Annotated in this window: 10 protein-coding genes; 3 read left to right on the plus strand and 7 right to left on the minus strand. The window is 71.8% G+C overall.

Going from position 1 to position 20,825, the window contains the following annotated elements; translation table 11 throughout:
- Nucleotides 1–5: 5 nt before the first annotated feature.
- A complete protein-coding gene (locus EKG83_RS25970; protein WP_084716845.1) occupies nt 6–10,757 on the minus strand; it encodes a non-ribosomal peptide synthetase in 10,752 nt (3,583 codons plus the stop codon).
- Between the two features lie 412 nt (nt 10,758–11,169).
- Between EKG83_RS25970 and EKG83_RS47055 the strand changes: the two genes are divergently transcribed.
- Entirely contained in the window at nt 11,170–11,907 is a 738-nt protein-coding gene (locus tag EKG83_RS47055; RefSeq protein WP_228122204.1) for an LmbU family transcriptional regulator, read from the plus strand.
- A 46-nt stretch (nt 11,908–11,953) separates the two neighbouring features.
- On the opposite strand, the gene EKG83_RS25980 is transcribed toward EKG83_RS47055, so the two are convergent.
- On the minus strand, nt 11,954–13,027 hold the full coding sequence (locus EKG83_RS25980; RefSeq protein ID WP_063741418.1) for an ornithine cyclodeaminase family protein: 1,074 nt from the start codon (nt 13,025–13,027) through the stop codon (nt 11,954–11,956).
- A 300-nt stretch (nt 13,028–13,327) separates the two neighbouring features.
- Here EKG83_RS25980 and EKG83_RS25985 point away from each other — a divergent pair, with 300 nt between their 5' ends.
- Nucleotides 13,328–13,825, plus strand: coding sequence for a winged helix-turn-helix domain-containing protein (locus EKG83_RS25985; RefSeq protein ID WP_084716853.1), 498 nt, complete (start codon nt 13,328–13,330; stop codon nt 13,823–13,825).
- A gap of 101 nt (nt 13,826–13,926) precedes the next feature.
- Here EKG83_RS25985 and EKG83_RS25990 read toward each other — a convergent pair whose 3' ends face one another.
- From EKG83_RS25990 to EKG83_RS26005, 4 genes are read right to left on the minus strand one after another with little or no spacing between them, the layout of a single operon-like run.
- Nucleotides 13,927–14,622 carry a tryptophan 2,3-dioxygenase family protein gene (locus tag EKG83_RS25990; protein ID WP_033433603.1) on the minus strand — a complete coding sequence of 232 codons (696 nt, stop codon included), beginning with the start codon at nt 14,620–14,622 and terminating at the stop codon, nt 13,927–13,929.
- A complete protein-coding gene (locus tag EKG83_RS25995; protein ID WP_051766503.1) occupies nt 14,619–15,884 on the minus strand; it encodes a pyridoxal phosphate-dependent aminotransferase in 1,266 nt (421 codons plus the stop codon). The genes EKG83_RS25990 and EKG83_RS25995 overlap by 4 nt, the downstream gene beginning before the upstream one ends.
- Before the next feature lie 25 nt (nt 15,885–15,909).
- Nucleotides 15,910–16,668: an SDR family NAD(P)-dependent oxidoreductase gene (locus EKG83_RS26000; protein ID WP_051766504.1), complete on the minus strand. Its 759-nt coding sequence runs from the start codon at nt 16,666–16,668 to the stop codon at nt 15,910–15,912.
- Nucleotides 16,661–17,671, minus strand: coding sequence for a thioesterase II family protein (locus tag EKG83_RS26005; RefSeq protein WP_153278399.1), 1,011 nt, complete (start codon nt 17,669–17,671; stop codon nt 16,661–16,663). Before EKG83_RS26005 ends, EKG83_RS26000 begins: the two co-directional genes overlap by 8 nt.
- On the opposite strand from EKG83_RS26005, the gene EKG83_RS26010 reads away from it, so the two are divergent.
- On the plus strand, nt 17,558–18,811 hold the full coding sequence (locus tag EKG83_RS26010; RefSeq protein WP_033433570.1) for a cytochrome P450: 1,254 nt from the start codon (nt 17,558–17,560) through the stop codon (nt 18,809–18,811). The two genes, EKG83_RS26005 and EKG83_RS26010, sit on opposite strands and share 114 nt — an antisense overlap.
- 117 nt (nt 18,812–18,928) lie before the next feature.
- Here the strand turns inward: EKG83_RS26010 and EKG83_RS26015 are convergent, their stop codons facing one another.
- Nucleotides 18,929–20,782: a non-ribosomal peptide synthetase gene (locus EKG83_RS26015; RefSeq protein WP_322746601.1), complete on the minus strand. Its 1,854-nt coding sequence runs from the start codon at nt 20,780–20,782 to the stop codon at nt 18,929–18,931.
- Nucleotides 20,783–20,825: the final 43 nt, after the last annotated feature.

Raw genomic sequence — 20,825 nt, forward strand, 5'->3', positions numbered from 1 at the left:
GGCGATCACATCCCGGCCCGCCGCAGCGCGGGCCGGGTAGTGCCCTTCAGCTCCGCCCAGCGGGCATCCAGCGCGGCGACAGTCGGGGCCTCGAACAGCAGCCGCATCGGGATTTCCACGCCCAGCACGGCCCGGATCCGGCTCACCAGCCGGGTTGCCGAGAGCGAGTGCCCGCCCAGCGCGAAAAAATCATCGTCCACGCCGACGTTCAGCACGTCCAACACCTCGGCGAACAACTCGCACAGCGCCTTCTCCCGCACCGATTCCGGCCGCCGCCCGCCCCCGCCGCCCGTCGGTGCGGGCAGCGCAGCCCGGTCGAGCTTCCCATTGGGTGTCAATGGAATCCGGTCCATCTCCACGAACACCGACGGCACAAGGTAAGCCGGCAACCGAGCCGCCAGAAACGCGCCGAGCCCGTCCGCACCCCCCTCCGCCACTACGTACCCGACGAGCCGCCCGTCCGCCGCGACCACCGCCGCTTGCCTTACGCGCGGGTGAGCGCACAACGCCGCCTCGACCTCACCGGGCTCGACGCGGAAGCCCCGCACCTTCACCTGCGCGTCGACCCGACCCGCGAACTCAAGCCCTCCCGGCCCCCACCGCACCAGGTCACCCGTCCGGTACAGCCGCCCCCCGGTGTTCGACGGGTCGGCCACGAACCGGGACGCGGTCAGGTCGGGCCGGCCGAGGTAGCCACGGGCCAGTCCCACGCCCGCGATGTACAGCTCGCCCACCACGCCGACGGGCACGGGCCGCAGGTGCCGGTCGAGGACGTGCACAGCGGTGCCGGCGATCGGCTCGCCGATCGGCGGGGTGCCGTCCGCGTCGGAGAGGTCCGCAGCGGTGGACCAGACCGTGGTCTCGGTAGGGCCGTAGAGGTTGGTCAGCCCAGCGGACCGAGACAGCGCGCGGGCCGCACCGGCGGACAGCGCTTCGCCGCCGGACAGCACCCGCAGGTCCCGCACCGCATCCGGGGCGTGCTCCAGCAGGACCTGCCACAGCGACGGCGTGGCCTGCACGAGGGTGATTCCGGCGCGCCGGCACAGGTCGAGCAGCCGGTCGGGTTCGGTGCGCAGGTCTCCGTCCGCCAGCACCACCCGCGCGCCACACACCAGCGGCAGGAACAACTCCAGCACCGCGATGTCGAACGCGACCGTGGTCACCGCGAGCACCCGGTCGGCCGGCGTCGGCGCGAACCGGTCGACCATGGCCCGCAGGAACGCCGCCAGCGCCCGGTGCTCCACCACGACCCCTTTGGGCACGCCGGTGGAACCGGACGTGAACACGACATAGGCGGCCCGCTGCGGCGGGTACGCGCCGGGCACCTGACCGGTGGGCGCGCCGGTCAGGTCCGGAAGGTCGCGCAGTACCACCACAGGGTCGCTGAGCCGCAGAATCGTCTCGACGCGGGCAGCAGGGTGCTCAGGGTCGACCGGCACGTAGGCCGCACCGGTCCGCAGGACTGCCAGCAGAGCCACCACCAGGTCCGGTGTCCGGTCCAATACGACCGCGACCCGCTGTTCCGGTCCGGCGCCGCGCGCGATCAGCCACTGGGCCAACCGGTCGGCTGCCGCGTCCAGTTCCGCATAGGTCAGTTCCCCGTCGTCGTGTACGACGGCCAGCGCGTCCGGTGTGGTGTGGGCCCACTTTCCGACCAGGGCGGCGACGTCCAGGCCCGGTCCGGAAGGTGCCGGTCCGGTGCCGCGCCGCAGCAGGTCCGCTCGTTCCGCGGCAGGAACCGCAGCGAGGTCGGACAGCCGCGTGCCAGGCTCGGCGACGACCTGGGCCAGCATCCGGGCGAATCGGTCGGCCAGCGCGGTCACCGTGGCCGGGTCGAACAGGTCGGCGGCGTACTCGACGACCCCGCGTATCCGGTCGCCGTCCGGGTAGAGGTTGACGAACAGGTCGAACTTGGCCGTGCCGGTGGGCACCGGCTCGACCTCGGTGGTGACGCCGGGCAGCGCGAAGTCCGGCCACGGGTCCTGCTGCCAGGCCAGCATGACCTGGAACAGCGGGTGGTAGGCGGTGGACCGGGCCGGATTGAGCAGTTCCACCAGCCGCTCGAACGGCACGTCCTGGTGGTCGTAGGCGGCGAGCGCCCGCTCGCGCACCTGCTCCAGCACCTCGCCGAACGCCGGGTCGCCCGACAGGCGTATCCGCAGCAACCACGTGTTGACGAACAGCCCCACCAGTCCGGTCGATGCCTCGTCGGTCCGCCCCGCCACCGGCGAGCCGAGCACCACGTCATCGCCGCTGCCGCTACGGTGCAGCACGACCGCCAGCACCGCCTGGAACAGCATCGACAAGGTGGCGTCCCGGTCCCGGGCCAGGGCCCGCGCGCCCGTCGCCACCTCGGGCGGCAGCACGAACCGGACTTCACCGCCCCGGTGTCCCGCCACCGCCGGACGCGGCCGGTCCAGGGGCAGCGGCAACGGCTGGGGCACACCGGCCAACTCGGCCCGCCAGTACTCGGCCTGCCGTGCGCCCACCCCGCTCGGGCCGTCAACCAGGTCCCGCTGCCAGACCGCGAAATCGGCGTACTGGACGGGCAGGTCGGCCCAACGCGGCGGCCCACCGCGCCGGCGGGCGGCGTAGGCGGTGGCGAGGTCGCGGGCCAGCGGAGCGGTGGACGTGCCGTCGCCCGCGATGTGGTGCACGACCAGGACCAGAGTGTGGTCGTCGGGCGCGGTGCGCAGCAATCGGGCCCGGACCGGGATTTCGTCCGCAAGGTCGAATGGACGGGTCGCCGCCGCGCGCAGCGCCGCCGTGCGGGACTCGGCGTCGACCGGGACCAGCGGCACGTCGAGGCCGGTGTCCTCGGGCGGCAGGACGCGCTGGCGGGCGGTGCCGTCCGCGTCCTCGGCCACGACGGTGCGCAGGCTCTCGTGCCGGGCGACGACGTCGTGGACGGCGGCGCGCAGCGCGGCCGCGTCGAGGGGGCCGCGCAGCCGCACCGCGTAGGGCAGATTGTAGACAGCCGACGGGCCGTCGAGCCGATGCAGGAACCACAGCCGGCGCTGGGCGAACGACAGCGGAACCGGCCCGGCAGCGGTGCGCCGGGTGAGCATCGGGCGGGTGCGGGCGGTGGTGTCGAGCCGGGCCGCGAGCCGGGCGGCGGTGGACGCCTGAAACACTGCCCGGATGGGCACCTCGACGTCGAGGGCCGTCCGGATCCGGCTCACCAGCCGGGTTGCCGAGAGCGAGTGCCCGCCCAGCGCGAAGAAATCATCGTCCACGCCGACGTCCGGCACGTCCAACACCTCGGCGAACAGCCCGCACAGCAGCTCCTCCCGCAGCGAACCCGGTCCCCGGCCGCCGCCGTCGCGGGTGGGTGCGGGCAGCGCCGCCCGGTCGAGCTTCCCGTTCGGCGTCAACGGGATCCGGTCCACTGCGACAAAGACGGAGGGCACCATGTAATCCGGCAGCCGCCCGGCGACGAACTCCGCCAGGCCCGACACATCTCCTTCGGACAGCACGGTGTAACCGACGAGCCGTTGCCCGACCGCGACCACCACGGCTTGCTCGACGCGGGGATGTCCGATCAGCACCGACTCCACCTCCCCCGTCTCCACGCGGAACCCGCGGACCTTGACCTGCGAGTCGAGCCGGCCGACGAACTCCAGGCCGCCCGCGCCCGCCCGTACCAGGTCGCCCGTCCGGTACATCCGCCCGCTGGGGGCAAATGGGCAGGCCACGAACCGCGACGCGGTCAGGCCGGGCTGGCCGAGGTAGCCACGGGCGGTGGTGTCGCCGTGCACGTACAGCTCGCCTACCACCCCCGGTGGCACCGGCGCGAGGGTCGCGTCGAGCACGTACAGGGCGATACCGGGCAGCGGCCAGCCGATTGGCAGACCCCGGTCGCCGGTGAGCGGCTCGTCCGGTTCGATCCCGGCCGCGGTGGTGTAGAAGGTCTCGCTGGGCCCGTAGGTGTTGACGATCCGCACGCCGGGTATCGCCTCCCGGACCGCACGGACCAGCCCGGCGGACACCGGTTCGCCACCAAGCACGACGGTCCGCGCCTGCACCCGGCCTCGGACCAGGCCGACCAGTTCGGCCAGCACAGACGGCACGGTGCTGATCACGTCACCGGTCCAGGAGTCCCGCTCCCCCAGCGCGAGGGCATTCGGCACGATCTCCAGCAGCCCGCCCTGGCACAACACCGAGAACAGCTCGAACACCGAGATGTCGAAGCTGATCGAGGTAGCCGCGAGCAGTCGTGCGCCGGGTGGAACCTTCAGCCACGCGGGCATCGCGTGCACCGCGGTGACCAGGCTGCGATGGGTCGCGGCAACACTCTTGGGTACACCAGTGGTGCCGGATGTGCTCATCACGTAGGACAGGTTGTCCGGATGCGGTCGGCACACCGGCGCGCTGTCGCCCTCTGCGTCCCAGTGCAGCAGCCGTTGGCCGGGGGGCAGGACGGTGGCGGTCTCCGCGTCGGTGACCACCAATGCCGGACGAGCGGCCGTGACGATGGCCGCCACCCGCGCAGGCGGGTAACCGGGGTCGATCGCCAGGTACGCGCCACCCGCCTTGAGCACCCCAAGCACGGCGACGACGACAGCCGCCGTGCGCGGCAGAGCCACGCCGACCACCACGTCCAGGCCGACGCCGTGCCCGGCCAGCACGCCGGCGAGCCGGGTGGCGCGAGCGTCGAGCTCACGGTAGGTCAGGGTTTCCGGGCCGGCCTCGACGGCGACCGCGTCGGGGGTGGCGACGACGTGCCGGTCGAACAGGTCCAGCACGGTGGTGTCCGGTTCCGGTCCGGCGGTGTCGTCGCGCAGGGCCAGCGTACGCTCCCGCTCACCCGGTACAAGGATGTCCACAACAGACAATGTGCGTTCGGGGACCGTGCACTGTTCGAGCACGCGGGCCAGCCGGTCGGCGAGCACGGTCGCCGCGTCGGCGTCAACGGCGTCGCGGCGATGTTGCAGGGTCATCCTGGGGTGCGGATCCGCGGCGACCAGCAGGGCAAGCGGGTAATGGGTGGCGGTGACCGGACTGATCCCCGTCACGGTAACCCCGCCGCGCGCCGCCGCCTCGGCCAGTCCTACCCGGTCCACCGGGTAGGACTCGAAGACCACCAGGGTGTCGAACAGGGTGCCGTGGCCGACCGCCCGCTGGATCTCGCCGAGCGGGGCGTGGTGATGCTCGAGCAGGTCGGCCTGCCGGTGCTGGAGGTCGGTGAGCAGGTCGGCGATCCGAGCACCGGGCGGGCACGGTACGCGCACCGGCAGGGTGTTGATGAACAGCCCGATCATCCGCTCCACGCCGGGCACCTCGGCCGGGCGGCCGGAGGCGGTGGCGCCGAAGACCACGTCGTTCTCGCCGGTCAGTCGGGCAAGCAGGATCGCCCACGCGCCCTGCACGAGCGTGTTAACCGTGACGCCAAGGGCGGAGGCGGCGCCGGTGAGGCGGCGGGCGAGGTTGGCGGGCAGCGGCACGTCCACGTGGCCGACACCTGTCGGCGCCGCGGAAGCGTCGGAGTCAGACGAGGCGGAGTCGAGCGGAACCGCCGCGGGATCGGGCACGACGGGCGTCGAACCGGCGGGTCCCGTGGAAGCGGGCGAGGCAGGAGCGGGCGGCGAGGAGGAAGGCAGGGTCGATGCAAGCAGGGTGGGTCCGGGCAGGTCAGCCAGGGCGTTCCGGAAGGCGTGCACGGCGCATGCGCGGTCCTGACGGGTCAGCCAGGCCATGAAGTCCCGGTAGGGGCGGGGCGCAGGCAGGTCGTCACCGGCGTGCAGGCGCAGGAGTTCGGCCAGCAGCAGTGGGGTGGACCAGCCGTCGAACAACGCGTGGTGGGAGGTGAGCACCAGGTCTGCGCTGTTGGGTCCCGTGTGGTGCAGCGTCAGCCGCAGCAGCGGCGGGGTGGCCAGGTCGAAGCGGGCGGCACGGTCGGCGGCCGCGGCGTCCCCGTCGTGGACCTCCCGCCAGGGCAGCACGACGTCCTGCACGACGACCTGCACCGGCACGCCGGCCGCATCGGCGGTGAATGCAACCCGCAGGTTCGGGTGCCGGTGCAGCAGGGCCTGACCCGCGGTGCGCAGCCGGGCCGGGTCGATCCGGCCGGTCAGGTGCACCACCAACTGCTGCTGGTAGGCGTCCGCCCCTTCACCCAGGCCGGAGTGGAACAGCAGGCCGGATTGCAGTGGCGTCGTGGGCCACACGTCGACCAGGCCCGGGTAGCGCCGCTCCCACGCCGCCACCTGGTCCTGGTCGGCGATGACCAGGTCGAGGTCAGACGGGGTCGGCCCGCCCACATCGGGGGTGTCCAGGTGCGCGGCGAGGCCCTCGACCGCCGCTCGCCATCGGTCGGCGAGCACCCGCACGTCGGCTTCGGGAACCGCGCCGGACGGGTGGCCGAAGGCGGCGGACAGCCGGGGTTCACCTGCCACGTCCACCACCAGGGCGTCCAGGGTCAGGGGGGCGGGCGCGGGCATCTCCTGTGGCGGGAGAGCGACCAGTCCGGTGCCGCCAGCGGGTGGGGTTCCGTCGCCGGGTGCGAAGCGACCGAGGTAGTTGACCAGGATCTGGCCGCCGGGGTGGGCGGCGAGCACCGGGTCGTCGAGCAGCAGGCCGTAGCCGATGCCCCGGTCGGGAAAGGCACGCAACTGCTCCTTGACCAGCCGCAGCAGTGCGCCCGACGCCGGGCCGCCAGCCGCCGCGTCGGCCAGGTCGGTGTCACCGGGGTCGAGCAGGACAGGGTGGATGGAGGTGAACCAGCCGATCGTGCGGGACAGGTCCGCGCCGGGCAGCAGGTGTTCCTCGCGGCCGTGCCGCTCGATGCGCAGCAACACGTCCCGCTGCCGGACACCCCGGTCGCGCCGCAGCCGCGCGACAGCGACGACGAGGGCGGCGAGCAGGCCGTCCTCGACAGTGGCGCGGTAGGCAGCGGGCAGCCGGGTCAACAGGGTGCGGGTGGTGCGGGCGGAGAGCACGACCTGCGTGGTGCGGACGGTGGCGGCGGTGTCGGTCGCCGGGGCCAGCGGGCGTTCGCCCAGCAGCGGGTCGGGTGCGGTGACGATCTCCCGCCACCGGTCCAGTTCCGCTGCGCGGGCTGGCGCGCTGTCGGCCAGGGCGCGGACCCAACGACGGTAGGAGGTGCCGACCGGGGGCAGTTCGACGGGATCGCCCGCACCCAGCGCCCGCCAGGCGGTGGCGAGATCGGCGGCCAGTATGTGCCAGGACACGCCGTCCACGACCAGGTGGTGGGCGATGACCAGCAACTGCCCGCGTCCAGACGGGCCGGGGTCGAGCCATACGAACCGGATCATCCCGCCCGTCTCCGGGTCGAGCAGGTTGGCGGCGGTGCGGGCCTCCACCGGGATCCGGTGCGGCCACGACGTGGGCGGACCGGGCACCCGGCGCAGCACGACCCGGGCTGTCTCGGGGCCGGGCACGTCGAGGCCGTCGGGGGTGAGCCGGGCGCGCAGGACGTCGTGGTGCGTCAGGACGGCGGCCAGCGAACAGCGCAGCAGCGACTCGGTCAGGCCGCGCGGCAGGTCCAAGGTCGTGTATTGGGCGAAACGGCGGAAGCCCGGCCCGAGGAACATCCGCGCCACCGGGGGCAGCGGCAGTGGGCCGGTACCCTCGTCGTCGGGCGCGGGCAGAGCCGGTTCGGTGCCGGCGGCTTCGGCGAGGCGGGCGACCGTGCGCTCGGCGAATACCTGGCGCGGGGTGACGACCAGACCGTGCGGTCGCGCCCGCGTGGCGACCGCGATCGCCCGGATGCTGTCACCGCCGGCGGCGAAGAAGTCGTCGTCGATGCCGACCCGGTCCAGGCCGAGGACGGCGGCGAACACCTCGGCCAACGCCTCCTGCGCCGGGCCGCGCGGCGGTCGGTAGGCGGTGGGTGCGAACACCGGCGCGGGCAGAGCGGTCCGGTCAAGTTTCCCATTGGGTTGCAACGGCAGCCGGTCGAGCACGACGACCGCCGAGGGAACCAGGTGGTCGGGCAGCCGCCGGGCAGCGAACTCGCGCAGCTCGCCTGTGTCCACGCCGCCTCGCAGGTCGAGGTCGCCCGCCTCGCCGTCGCCGCTGCGGCCGATGCCACCCGCAGCCGTCGCCACGACGTAGGCCACCAATTGTCGCCCGCCGTCCCGGCTTGGACGGGCCACGACGGCGGCGTGCTCGACGCCTGGGTGTGCGGTGAGCGCGGCGGCGACCTCACCCGGCTCGATTCGAAAACCTCGGATCTTCACCTGGTCGTCGACACGGCCGAGGTGAACCAGTTCGCCGTCGGCGTCGCGGCGCACCACGTCGCCGGTGCGGTACAGGCGGGTCCCCGCCGGGCCGGCGACGAACCGGGTGGCGGTCAGGCCGGGGCGGCCTGCGTACCCACGCGCCAGCTGCACACCGGACAGATACAACTCGCCCGCGACACCGCGCGGCACCGGGCGCAGGCCAGCGTCCAGAACGTGTGTGCCGGTGTTCCACGCCGGGGTGCCGATCGCGACGCCGCCGGAACGCGGTGCGCAGCACCACGAGGTGACGTCGACGGCGGCCTCGGTCGGGCCGTACAAGTTGTGCAGGGGCGTGTCCAGAACCGTGCGGAACCGCTCGACCAGCGCGGCCGGCAATTCCTCCCCGCTACACAGCACCCGGCGCAGGCTCGTGCAGGCGGCGGCGGTCGGTTCGGCGAGGAAGGGCTCCAGCATCGATGGGACGAAGTGCGCGGTGGTGACGCCCGCGCGACGGATCAGGTCGGTGAGGTGGCGCGGGTCGCCTTGGCCGCCGGGGGCGGCCAGCACCAGGGCCGCGCCGGTGATCAGCGGCCAGAAGAACTCCCACACCGAGACGTCGAACCCGGCGGAGGTCTTCTGAAGAACGCGATCGTCCGAACCGAGGTGGTGCTCGTGCTGCGCCCACAGCAGCCGGTTGACGATCGCGGCGTGGGACACCACCACCCCTTTGGGCGTGCCGGTCGAGCCCGAGGTGTGGATGACGTAGGCGGCCAGCGCGCCGTGCCGGGGCCCCCGCGGTGCAGGGCCGCCGGGGTCGGGCTGCGTGGGGTCCAGGCGCGAACGGCCGGTGTCGGGCAGGTCTGCCCCGGCGGGAGCCACCACCAGGACGGGGTCGAGGTCGTCGAGCGCGAACCGGATCCGTTCGGCGGGGTAATCGGGGTCCACCGGCAGGTACGCCGCGCCGGTCGCGAGCACCGCCAGCAGCGACACGACCAGCTCCGGCGAGCGCGGGACCACGACGGCGACCACGCGTTCGGGGCCCGCACCGCGGGCGGCCAGCACGCGGGCCAGCCGGTCGACGCGCGTGGCGAGGTCGCCGTAGCGCACGGTGTCGCCGCCGGCCAGCACAGCGGGCGCGTCCGGGGTTGCCGCCGCCTGCCGAGCGAACAAGACCGGGATTGTGGTGTCCGGTACCGGCACGTCGGGCCCGTGCACCGCGTCCGGCCGTTCATCGGGCGCGCGCAGGTCCACCGCATCGATCGGGGTGTACGGTGCGGCGGTGAGCGCACGCAGGCAGACCACCAGTCGCGAGGCCAGCGCGGCCAGGTCGGCGCGGTTGTGCAGGGTGCGTGGCGCGTCCAGCCGGATCCGCAACTCGCCGCCGTCCGGGCCGGTCGGGTAGATCGAGATCATCAGTTCGTCGGTGACGCCGAACGATCCGCCCGCGAACCGCGCGGTCGCCATGCCGAAGCGCAGTTCCGGCAGTGCCGGCATCAGGTTCAGGATTACACCGAACGGGCTGCGAAGCTCGCCGCTGATGCCTGCGGCGCGGCGCACGTCGGACACCTGGTGCGAACCGTGCCGGAACACCTCGCGGGAGCGCGCGGCGGCCGTGCGGGCCAATTCCACCAGCGAGGCGGTCGGCGACACGGGAATACGCACCGGCACCACGTTGGACACCGCTCCCGGTGTCGCCCTGGTGGCGCCGAACCGGTTGTCGAGGGTGAGCGAGAACAGTGGCTCTGCTCCGCCAGACAACTGTCGGAAAAGCACGGCGGCACTGGCGGTCAGCAACGACGCGGTGCTGACCCCGGCGGTGGCGGCGATCCTATTCCACGCCGCGTACTCGGCACCCGGTACTGCCGTCTCGTATTCGGCCATGTCCATCCCGACGGCCAACCCCTGCCATGGCGTGACGACCGGGTCGACCGGTACGCCTGCGATGCCGCTGGGCAGCCTCACCACGTCGCCGCCAGCCGCCAGATAGTCTCGCCAGAACTCGTGGTCCGCGTGGAACCGGTCGGACGCGCGATAGGCGCGGTCCACCGCGTGGAATTCCGCCGGCGACCGGAAGGCGCATGCGGGCATCGGGGAGCCCGCGACGACCGCTGTGCAGATCTCGGCGATGCGCCGGGACAACAGCATGATCAGCCCGGTCGCGTCGATGGCGATGTGGGGGAAAACCAGCGCCAGCAAGTGCCGCTCCGCGGACAGCGCGATCAGCGCGGCCCGCGCCAGCACGCCCTCCGCCAAGTCGAACGGCGTGGTCACCAGCTCGGACAGTACCCGGCGAGCAGGGGCCTCCGGATCGGGCCAGTCGGTGAGGTCGACGATCCGGGGTGCCCAGTCGCCCAGATTCCGAAACACCTGTCGCACATCGCCAGTCTCATTGCGGAAGTTGACCAGAAGGGTACGCGCCTCGGCCAGTGCGGCCCGCACGGCGGAGTACAGCGAGGGGTTATCTATGACACCTTCGATCAGCCACAGTGCGGACACGTTGTTAGGCACCCCGGGCGCCATTCCTTGCGCCCACCAAAATCGTTCCTGGGCAGCGGAGAGTGGTTGTCCGGACATGCTTGCCCCCTTCGACTCGGGATGCCGGCCGGCGGGTCTCACGATGGCGATCACTTTCGTGCGCCGTCGTCATGGAGTCAACGACTGTCCCGTCGCCGGGACACCGGACAGCTCATCCGACAGAAGCACGACGGAAAGATCATCGTGTCCGCCCCGCATGGACTTCGATGGCAGACCACCCGAAACTACCCTTCAATGGACCGGCGCAACCCGTCGACACAGCGCACGGTTCGAAGTCGGCAATGACGGCGAAACCAGCCGCTCGCACGCAAAGCCGTAGAGCATGGGCGGAACAGTGCCGATCAGATCCAATACACTCGGTCAGCGGTATGCGGCAAGAATTTACCATGATACCTTCAAATATATCAAACATTTTCTCCTACCTGTCGAATATTTTCCGGGGGGGATATTGTTGACCGGCACGACCGCAGTTGTTGCACACACCGGCGACAACATCGGCACGGACCACGAGGTTCCCGAACAGAACACCGGAGGCCGTCGAAGAAGGACCGACCAAGTCCTGTTGACCAGGGTCGGACTGCGCATTCCGAAGAATCTGAGTTTCGATGACTGGGAGCGCGCTGGCCACCAACTGGCCGGGATCGTGGACTCGTCCGCCTGGAGTCTCGGCGACTGGCTCGTCTACGGAGCCGACCACTATGCGGACCGCTATCAGCGGGTGCTCAAGACCGTGGGGCTGAGCTACAAGACCCTGCGCAACTACTCGTGGGTATCCCGGCGATTCCCGCTGGAACGGCGGCGAAGCGGACTGAGTTTCCAGCACCACGCGGAATTAGCCTCGTTGCCAGACGAGGAGCAGGAGAAGTGGTTGACCCGGTCGGAGGAGGGCGGCTGGTCAACCAAGCAGCTGCGAGCCCAGGTGCGCGCCGAACAGCGGGCCCTGGAAAGCGGCGACAGGCCGGGTGAACTGGTGCCGCGCATCGACGTGCAGGGCAGTCGGCTGCGCCGGTGGCAGGAGGCGGCGGCACGGTCGGGCACCCGGTTGAGCGACTGGCTGCCCGCGATCCTGGATCAGGCCGCCGAGCAGGTGCTGCTGGCCGATGCGGAGCCGGGCGGGCCGGCGGTCGCAGTCGACGAGTCCGAATTGGTCATTGTCGGCATTCACGTGGCCCGCGTCGACACGGACTGACCTCTGGCTGGCCCGGAGCGCCGCCTGGCGCTCCGGGCCGACGGGCTCAGCCAGCGACCGCACCGCGTGCAGGCCGGTGCGACATCCGCAACGAGTAGGGGTCCAGCAGGTCGTCCGGACGCCCCTCGATCGATACCTTGGTACCCAGCCCGAACTCGTCGGCCAGCCCCAGCAGCACGTCCAGCGCGACGTGGTCCTCGAAGGCGAATCCGGTGGAGTCGAACACGGTCAGCACCCCGCGGTAGCGCTCCGCCTCGTCCGGGTGCGCACACAAGTGCGCCAGCGACGGTCCGATCTCGTCCTCGGCCAGCTGTTGCGACTCGCCCTCCCGGCGCGCCTGCTCGCGGTGGTCCACGCACACCATGGCCCGGCGCAGCAGCTCGACGGGCAACTCGGTCTTACCGACCTCGTCGGACCCGATGGAGTTGATGTGCAAGTGCGGCTGGTGTGCGCCGTCCGGCACCACCGGCCCCGCACCGACACCGACCGAGGTGGCCGTGCACAGCACGTCGGACTCGGCGAGAATCCGTTCCGGCGGGGCGGGCCGCACGTCCAGGCCGAGGAACGCCACCCGGCGCGCGAAGCTCTCTCGGTGCTTCGGGTCGACGTCGTGCACCAGCACGGTGGCCACGTCGAGCACCTGGCTGAGCCCGTGCAACTGAGTCACCGCTTGTGCGCCGACGCCGACCATGCCGACCACTCGGGAACCGGATGCGGCGAGCCTGCGGGTCGCCACCGCGGAGGCGGCCCCGGTGCGCAACGCGGTCAGCAGCACTGCGTCCACCAAGGCGACCAGCCGACCGCTGGTGTCGTCGATGCGGGCGACCGTGCCGAGAATCGTGGGCAGCCGCGAGCCGACGATGTTGCGCGGACTATAGGAGATCGTCTTAACCGTGACGCCGACACCGGGCTCGCGGTGCGGCATCGTCTCGATTACCCCCGGCACGTCGCCGGTGCGGGTGAACCCCGACCGCACCGGCGAGTTCTGCCGCAGGCCGCGACCGAGGTCACCGAAGCCTCGTTCCAGCGCGGAGATCATCCGCCGCATCAGCGCATCCCGCCCCACCAGGTCAACGATGCGCGCCACGTCGTCCTGGCCGAGCAGCCAGGTATTCACCATGATCACCCCTTCGCTGGGACGCGGATCCGCCAGGGAAGAACCGCAAAAAGAGGCGGACGATGAAACGAGTGGTTGCCTCCGACCGCCGCTTGCACAATTCCCGCACCACGCTAGCGATAGCCTCGCATAGAGGGAAGGTCACCTTCCACTGTCCCGTCGACAGGACACCCCGGAAGCCCGCCCAACTGCTCCTTCTTGCCCACCGGGCGGCTGGCGAACTACTGTCGAGGGGCGCGTGCCCGCGAATAGTCGAATACCCCGTCCGCCACTTGGAGCGAATCAAGCATACCAGGGGTGACCATGTTTTCAGATATCGGCACCGAGGTGAAGTTCATCCGTTGGCCAGCGGACGCAGAATTGCGCCAGCAATACCTGGGTAGGGGTATTCCGCGACTGCTGGTGGTGGAGGGCGGCGCACAGCCACCGATGTGCAACGATCCGCACGAGGACTGGGTCCGCGCACCCATCTCGCGACGCGACCTGGAGGCTCGGGTGGCGGCACTGCAGCAACGCGTCCACGACCGTACCCCAGTGCTGGACCCGACGGGGATGCTGCGCTTCGGCCGCGCCTCGGTGACCGTCTCCACCACCCAGGCCGAGCTGATGGAGCTGTTCCTCGCCCGCTTCGGCGAGGTCGTCTACCGGGCGGAGCTGGAGCAGCGACTCGCCCGGCCGACGCGCAACTCGCTGGACCTGCACATCATGCGGCTGCGCCGGCGTTTGGAGCCGGTGAACCTGTCGCTGCGCACCGCCTGGGGACGCGGCTATCTCCTGGAGCCAAGCCCTGTCATCAGGTGAGCACACCGGGGCGGATACGGCCGGGCGGGCGCCCAGCGGAGCCCGGCACGTGGCGGATGTTACGACAGCGGTTAGGCGGCAAGCGGCGGGGTGAGCGGATCTCAGTTCGGATACCGCAGGGAGCGCAGCCGACGCAACTCCGGAAACGGCAGCGCGATTCGCCGAGCCAGGTGTCCGGCTCCGCTCGTACCGCCGGTGCCATCGCGCTGGTCGATCATCCGTGACACCAGCGCCAGGTGCGTGACCTTCCAGCGCCAGTAGCCGTTGCCGATGTCCAGCAGCGCCTCCGCGAGCCGGTGCAGCACCCCGGCTCCCACACCGCGCGCACACACCTCAGCCACCGACGTACCTTGGTGCTCGGCCGCGCTTTGATACGCCCGGTACAGGCTTCCGTCGCCCTGGTCGTTGCCCAGCAGGCTGGCCAGCATGCGGAACTGCGCCGACTGCGCCCCACTGGCACCGGCCAGGTAGGGGCGGAACTCGGCGAAGTAGCGTACCGGCAGCTTCTCCAGTGCCACCAACTGCTCGTGCAGCACGCGCAGCAACTCCACAGTGCGGGCCAGAAACTCCGCGCCCAACTCCAGGTCCGCGGGCTGATGCGGCGGACACAGCGCCTCGGCGGCGGCGTCGAGGTCCGACGCGATCTGCTTGAGCCACAGCTCCGACGCCTGGTGGGTGATGATGAAGAACTGCTCGGCCAGCACCACCGCGCGGTCGGCGGTGTGCGGGGTGCGGGGTGACTGGAGGGACAGTAGGTCGTCCATCCGCAGGTAGTCTGCGTAGGTCAGGCCGGTCATCGTGTCCGGCCGCACTCGTCGACGAACTCCAGCAGCCCGTGCACGCCCGCCGCCAGCGCTTCAGGGGCGACGCACATCGCGATCCGCACCAGGTGCCGTGACCACGGCGCGGGCGCGATCGAGCGCACCGCCCCCACCGCGTCCAGGTCGGGGCGCAGGGCGAACCCGGTGCCGGGAACGACGGCGATGTCCCGGTGCCGCAGCAGCCGGTCGGTGAACACCTCGGCGTCCAAACCGGTGCAGGTCACGTCGAGCACCGCGTACCAACCGCCGTCGGGCAGCGCCGGCAGCAGCCCGGCATCGACCAGGGCGGGCAGCGCGGTGTCCCGATTGCGGCGTACCCGGTCGCGATTCCCGGCCGCCGCCTCGGCGCGCAGGGCGACGGCGGCGACGCCCGCGTGTTGCACGGGCGTGGCCGGGCCGATGATGTTGGCCTCCTGCACGACGCCGAGCACACGCGCGGCGCGTTCGGTTGCGGTGGCGACGTAGCCGAGCCGGTAGCCGGTCATGGCCAGGCTTTTGGAGAAGCTGAAGACGCTGTGCACCACCCGCTCCTCGACCGGCACGTCCCGTTCGAGCGCAGCAGGCGAGATGTGCTCGCCGGTGTAGACGTAGTCCTCGTACGCCTCGTCGCTGACGACCTGCCAACCCCGGGACCGGGCCCCGTTGACCAGGATGCGCAGGTCGTCCGCGCCGAGCACGGCACCGGTCGGGTTGGCGGGCGAGTTGAGCACCAGCACGCGAGTGCGGGGCGTACCGGCAGCCAGCACCACCGCTGGGTCCGGCCGGTGGTCGGGGCCCAGCGGGTAGAACACCGGCCGGTAGCCAGCCAGCAGCGCCTGTTGCAGGTGCACCGGCCAGTGCATCTCGGGCAGCAGCAGTTCCGCGCCGGGTTCGGCCAGGGCGAGCAGCAGCGCCAGCAGGCCCTGACAGGAGCCGGGGGTGGCAAAGACGCGGGAGACAGCGGAATCGATGCCGTTGGCGGTGGCGAGCTTGGCCACCAGTGCCTCGCGCAGTGCCACCAGTCCCTCCACCGGGCCGTAGCCGGCGTGGCCGCGCAGCACAGCGTGCGCCAACGCGGCGGCGACGCCTTCGGGCGGACCGAAGTACGGTTCCCCGACGTGCAGTCGGGTGATCGGGTGGCCGGTGGCGCGTTCCCTGGCGTCGGCCGCCCGGAACACCTCGTGCAGCCACGACGACGGGATCGTGGCGGCCACGGGCAACAAGTCAACCGACCCGACCCCGCCGCTGAACACGGTCATGTCCCCTCCGAATCCTATTAGCCGGTCATGCGGTGCGACCACCGTCAACCGGGATCAGCGCGCCGGTGACCCAGCCGGCGAATCCTGGGTCGAGCAGTCCGCACACCCACCGCGCGACCTCCTCGGCGGTGCCGATGCGTCCCATCGGGGTTGCCGCGATCAGATCGACGCGCAACTGTCGCGTGTCCTCCTCAGTGAGACCGAGCGTGTCCCACAGCGGGGTGTCCACCGGACCGGGCAGGACCGCGTTGATCCGGACGTCGGGTGCGAGTTCTTTGGCCAGCGATCGGGTCAGGCTGTTGAGCGCGGCCTTGGCTGCGCCGTAGTAGGAGCGGCCGGGCATGGCCAACACACCGGCGACGGAGGACACGTTGACCACCGAACCGTGCCGGGCGCGCAGGTGCGGCAGGGCGGCCCGGATCAGCCGAACCGGGGCGACGGTGTTGAGCGCCAACAGCGCTTCCAACTCGGACGGGTCGTGGTCGGCGAGCCTGCCGTAGTAAGCGGCGGCGGCATTATTGACCAGGCCGTCCACGCCTCCGAACCGGGCGACGGCGGCCGCCACGACGCGGTCCGCCGCCTCGGGTGCGGTCACGTCCACCGCCACCGCCTCGACAGCGTCCGGACGGTCATCGGCGATCTCGTGCAGCAGGTGCTCACGGCGGCCCACGACGGTGACGAACGCGCCGGCGCCCAGCGCGCAGCGGGCGACAGCCAGCCCGATGCCGGTACCCGCACCAGTGACCACGACCGATCGGCCGGCCAGCGAGTCGAGGTCAGCCATGGCTGGGCACCGCCGTGAGCAGGTCGGCGACCAGGGCGGGAGGGTCGACCAAGACGTGGAAGTGCGCGCCGGGACGTTCGCACAGACTGAACGAACCGGTGGTGACCGTGGCCCAGCCGCTCAACCGGCCTGGATCGACCAGCGGGTCACCGGTGCCGTAATAGCAGCGGACCGGGCAGGCCAGCCGCGGGCGGGCTGGCCGGGGCCGGTAGCGCTCGCTGGCCCGGACGTCGGCCCGCAGGCCGGGCAGGACCAGAGCGCGAAGGTCAGTGTTGGCGGCGACGTCCGGGTCGGTGCCGCCGAGCGCGCACACCGCCGTCCACAGCTCCTCGTCGTCCGCTAGATGGGTGGTACCCCGGCCAGCCTCGGCGGGCGGCGGCGAGCCGGAGACGGCCAGGTGACGCGCAGGTGCGGCGGCGTCCCGGAGCAGCAGCGCGGTTTCATAGGCGACGAGCGCGCCCAGGCTGTGGCCGAACAGGGCGGTGGGCACCGGGTCGAGGCGGAGAAGCTCAGCGGCGACCCGGTCGGCCATCTCGGTGACGGCATCCACCGGCGGTTCGCCTAAGCGATCGGCGCGGGCCGGGTACTGCACGGCGATCAGCTCGACGCCGAACGGGACGGCGGTACCCCAGTCGTGGAAACCACCGGCCACGCCACCGGAGTGCGGGAAGCAGACGAGCCTGAGGGCGGGACGGACGACGGGCCGCAGTCGTCGCAGCCAACTCTGCTGACCAGTCCGCACCACGCCTCCTCGTGCCTCGTCTACCCGGCCAGTTTCGCGGGGGTCCGCGCCGGGTGGGCGCGTGTACGACAGATATCGGCAAGAAGCGGCCAGGCGGCCGGTCGGGCCTGTGAGGATCGGTGCGGTTTCCGCTGCCGAGGAGGGCCCATGGACTCGACGAGCGAAGCGTGGCTCGACCTCGACCTCACCGACCCCGCCGCGTTCGTCGACAACGACCCGCACGCGTACTGGCGCGCGGTGCGGGCGCGGGCGCCGGTGCACTGGCGGCCGGGTGTTGGGCGGCGGCCCGGGTTCTGGGTGGTGGCGCGACACGCCGATGTGCGGACCGCATACGCCGACAACGGATCGTTGATCTCCTCGCGCGGGACGGTGCTGGACGTGCTGTTGCGCGGCGAGGACTCCGCGGGCGGCCGGATGCTCGCAGTGACCGACCGACCCCGGCACCCGGCGCTGCGGCGGGTGCTGGGGCGGGCGTTCTCGTCGCGGGTGCTCGACGAGGTGGCGCGCGCGGTGCGGGCGCGGACGGACCGACTGGTCGCGGCGGTGGCGCACGGCGCGGAATTCGACTTCGCCGCCGAGGTCGCCGACCGGATACCGATGAACACCATCTGCGACCTGCTGTCTATTCCGAACGGTGATCGGCTGGCGTTGCTGCGGTGGAACAAGGCCGCGTTGTCCTCCGACGGGCCCCAGGTCGACCCATACGGGGCGGTGGAAGCGCGTAACGAGATCGTCCGGTATCTCACGGAGCTGGCGCGGGCGCGGCGGGCGAGGCCAGGGGACGACGTGATCAGCGCAATCGCCACGGCCGAGGTGCAGGGACGGCGGCTGCCGCTTGAGGACGTGGCACTCAACTGCTACAGCCTGGTTCTGGGCGGCGACGAGTCGTCGCGGGTATCGGCGATCTGCGCGGTGAAGGCGCTGGCCGAGCACCCCGGGCAGTGGCGGGCGTTGCGCGACGGTGAAGTGGGGCTGGACACCGCCGTGGAAGAAGTGCTGCGGTGGGCGACACCGGCTATGCACTTCGCCCGGACCGCCGTGCGGGACGTGGTGATCGGCGGGCGGCAGGTGCGCGCCGGTGACGTCGTGACGCTGTGGAACACCTCGGCCAACGACGACGAGGCGGTGTTCGACGAGCCGCGCCGGTTCAATCTGGGCCGGACACCGAATCGGCATCTGTCGCTCGGGCACGGGGCGCACTTCTGCCTCGGTGCATTCCTCGGGCGAGCGGAGCTTCGGGCGCTGCTGGGCGCGCTACGGGAGTCTGTGGCGGAGGTGGAACTACGCGGCGAGCCGACGCCGATTCACTCCACCTTCCTCCGCGGCTACAGCACGCTGCCAGCGTCGTTCACACCTCGCCGGTCGCCCCAGCCCACGGGGGCGGCCGACAGCGCAGTGTGAGTGAGGCCGTCCTAGGTCGACCCGTCTGGAGCCGGTGCGGCGGATCGTCCGTTACCGCGCACTTACCCCATCGCGTGTCCGGGAGGCCCGTCTCTACCTTGATGCCAGCCCACCCTCTCAGTCCGGTACGTCCAGGTCGGCGGCCAGATCGCCGAGGGTGGGCGTGGTGAACAGCGCGCGCATCGGGACGTTCAGCCCGAAGTCGGCCGCCAGCCGCCCGGCCAGCGCGGTGGCGAGCACGGAGTGGCCGCCGAGGTCGAAGAAGTTGTCGTCGGGCGTGACGTCGGGGACGCCGATCACCTCGGCGACGACCGCGCACAGCACCTCCGCGAACGGTGCTCCGTCCCGCACCCCGGCACCCCGGGCACGGGCGGCCGAGCGTTCGGCGCGCTCGCGCAGGGCCGCACGATCAGCCTTCCCGTTCGGAGTCGTCGGCAGGGCGTCCAGGACGACGACGGTGGCGGGCACCATGTGTTCGGGCAGGGTACGTGCGGCATGGTTGCGGATCTCCGCGCCGACGATCCGGCGACCGGGCATTGCGGTGACGTAGGCGGCGATGCGGGCGTCGGCGAGGCCGCCGTGCACGACGGCGACTGCGAGGTCAACGGCGTGGTGGGTGACCAGGCCGGCCTCCACTTCGCCGAGCTCGACCCGGAAGCCGCGCAGCTTGACCTGGTCGTCGACGCGACCTGCGAAGTACAACCGGCCGTCGGGTGCGCGGTGGCCTCGATCGCCGGAGCGGTACATGCGGGCCCCGGGCGCACCGTGCGGGTCGGCGACGAACCGAGTCGCGGTCAGGCCGGGCCGGCCGAGGTAGCCGCGCGCAAGGCCGTTGCCGGTGAGGTACAGCTCTCCGATCTCGCTGTTCAGGAGGGGGTTCAGCCGCTCGTCTAGGACGTGTACACCGTTGCCCCGCCAGGGCCTGCCGATGTCGACGTCCTCCGTCGGGTTGACGGGTCCGCTGATGGTGGTGCCGACAGTGGTCTCGGTAGGGCCGTAGCCGTTGAACATGCGCCGACCGGGGGCCCACTTGGCGACCAGGGCGGTGGTGCAGCGGTCGCCGGTGGACATCACGGTGCCGCCGATCAGTACGCCGGTCGGGTCGGTGACGTCAAGGGCGACCGGGGGCAGCACGGCGTGGGTGATGCGTTCACGTCTCAGGGTGTCGCGCAGTGGCGGGCCGGGCAGCAGGTCTTCGGCGGGCGCGGTCACCAGGGTCGCGCCGGACAGCAACGCGGTGCTCCACTCCCAGAACGCCGCGTCGAAGCTGATCGACGCCCACTGGAGCACGCGGTCGCCGGGGCGCGGGGCGATGGTGGCAGCCTGCGCGGCGACGAGGTCCGCTGCGCCCTGGTGCGGCACGGCGACGCCCTTGGGCACACCGGTCGACCCGGACGTGTAGATGACGTACATCAGGTGGTCCGGCCGCAGCGGCGAGATCCGGTCCACGTCGGTGACGTCCGCGGCGGACTCCGCCGCACAGGCGGCGAGGAAGTCCGGGTCGTCCACGACAATCTCCGGCACGTCGCCGGGCAGCGCCACCGCCAATGACCGGGCGAGTAGCACTGGGCGGGCGTCGGCGAGCATGTGCGCCAGCCGGGGCGCGGGGTAGGTGTGATCGAGCGGCAGATACGCGCCGCCAGCCTTCAGCACGGCCAGCAGTGTGGTAATCATCCTGGCCGACCTGGGCACGGCGACCGCCACCGGCCGGTCCGGGCCGACGCCAGCGGCGATGAACCGACGGGCCAGCCGGTTGGCGTCGGCGTCCAACTGGGCGTAGCCGGTGGCCACACCCTGATGCACGACGGCGGGCGCGTTGCCCATCCGGGCTACGACCGCCGCGAATAGTTCCGGCACAGTCCGCACGCGCCACCCCCGCTCCGTTCGAGTCGCACGGACGCTAACCGGCACTCGCCGCCCGGCCCGACAGCGCCGACAGACAACCGAAAGGTCCTGTCCGGGATCTGTCACCGGCCGTCGCCCCGCCGGTCGTGGCGCAGGACGCTAACGGCGA

Origin of the sequence: Saccharothrix syringae (assembly GCF_009498035.1) — a bacterium.
Taxonomy (GTDB): Bacteria; Actinomycetota; Actinomycetes; order Mycobacteriales; family Pseudonocardiaceae; genus Actinosynnema; species Actinosynnema syringae.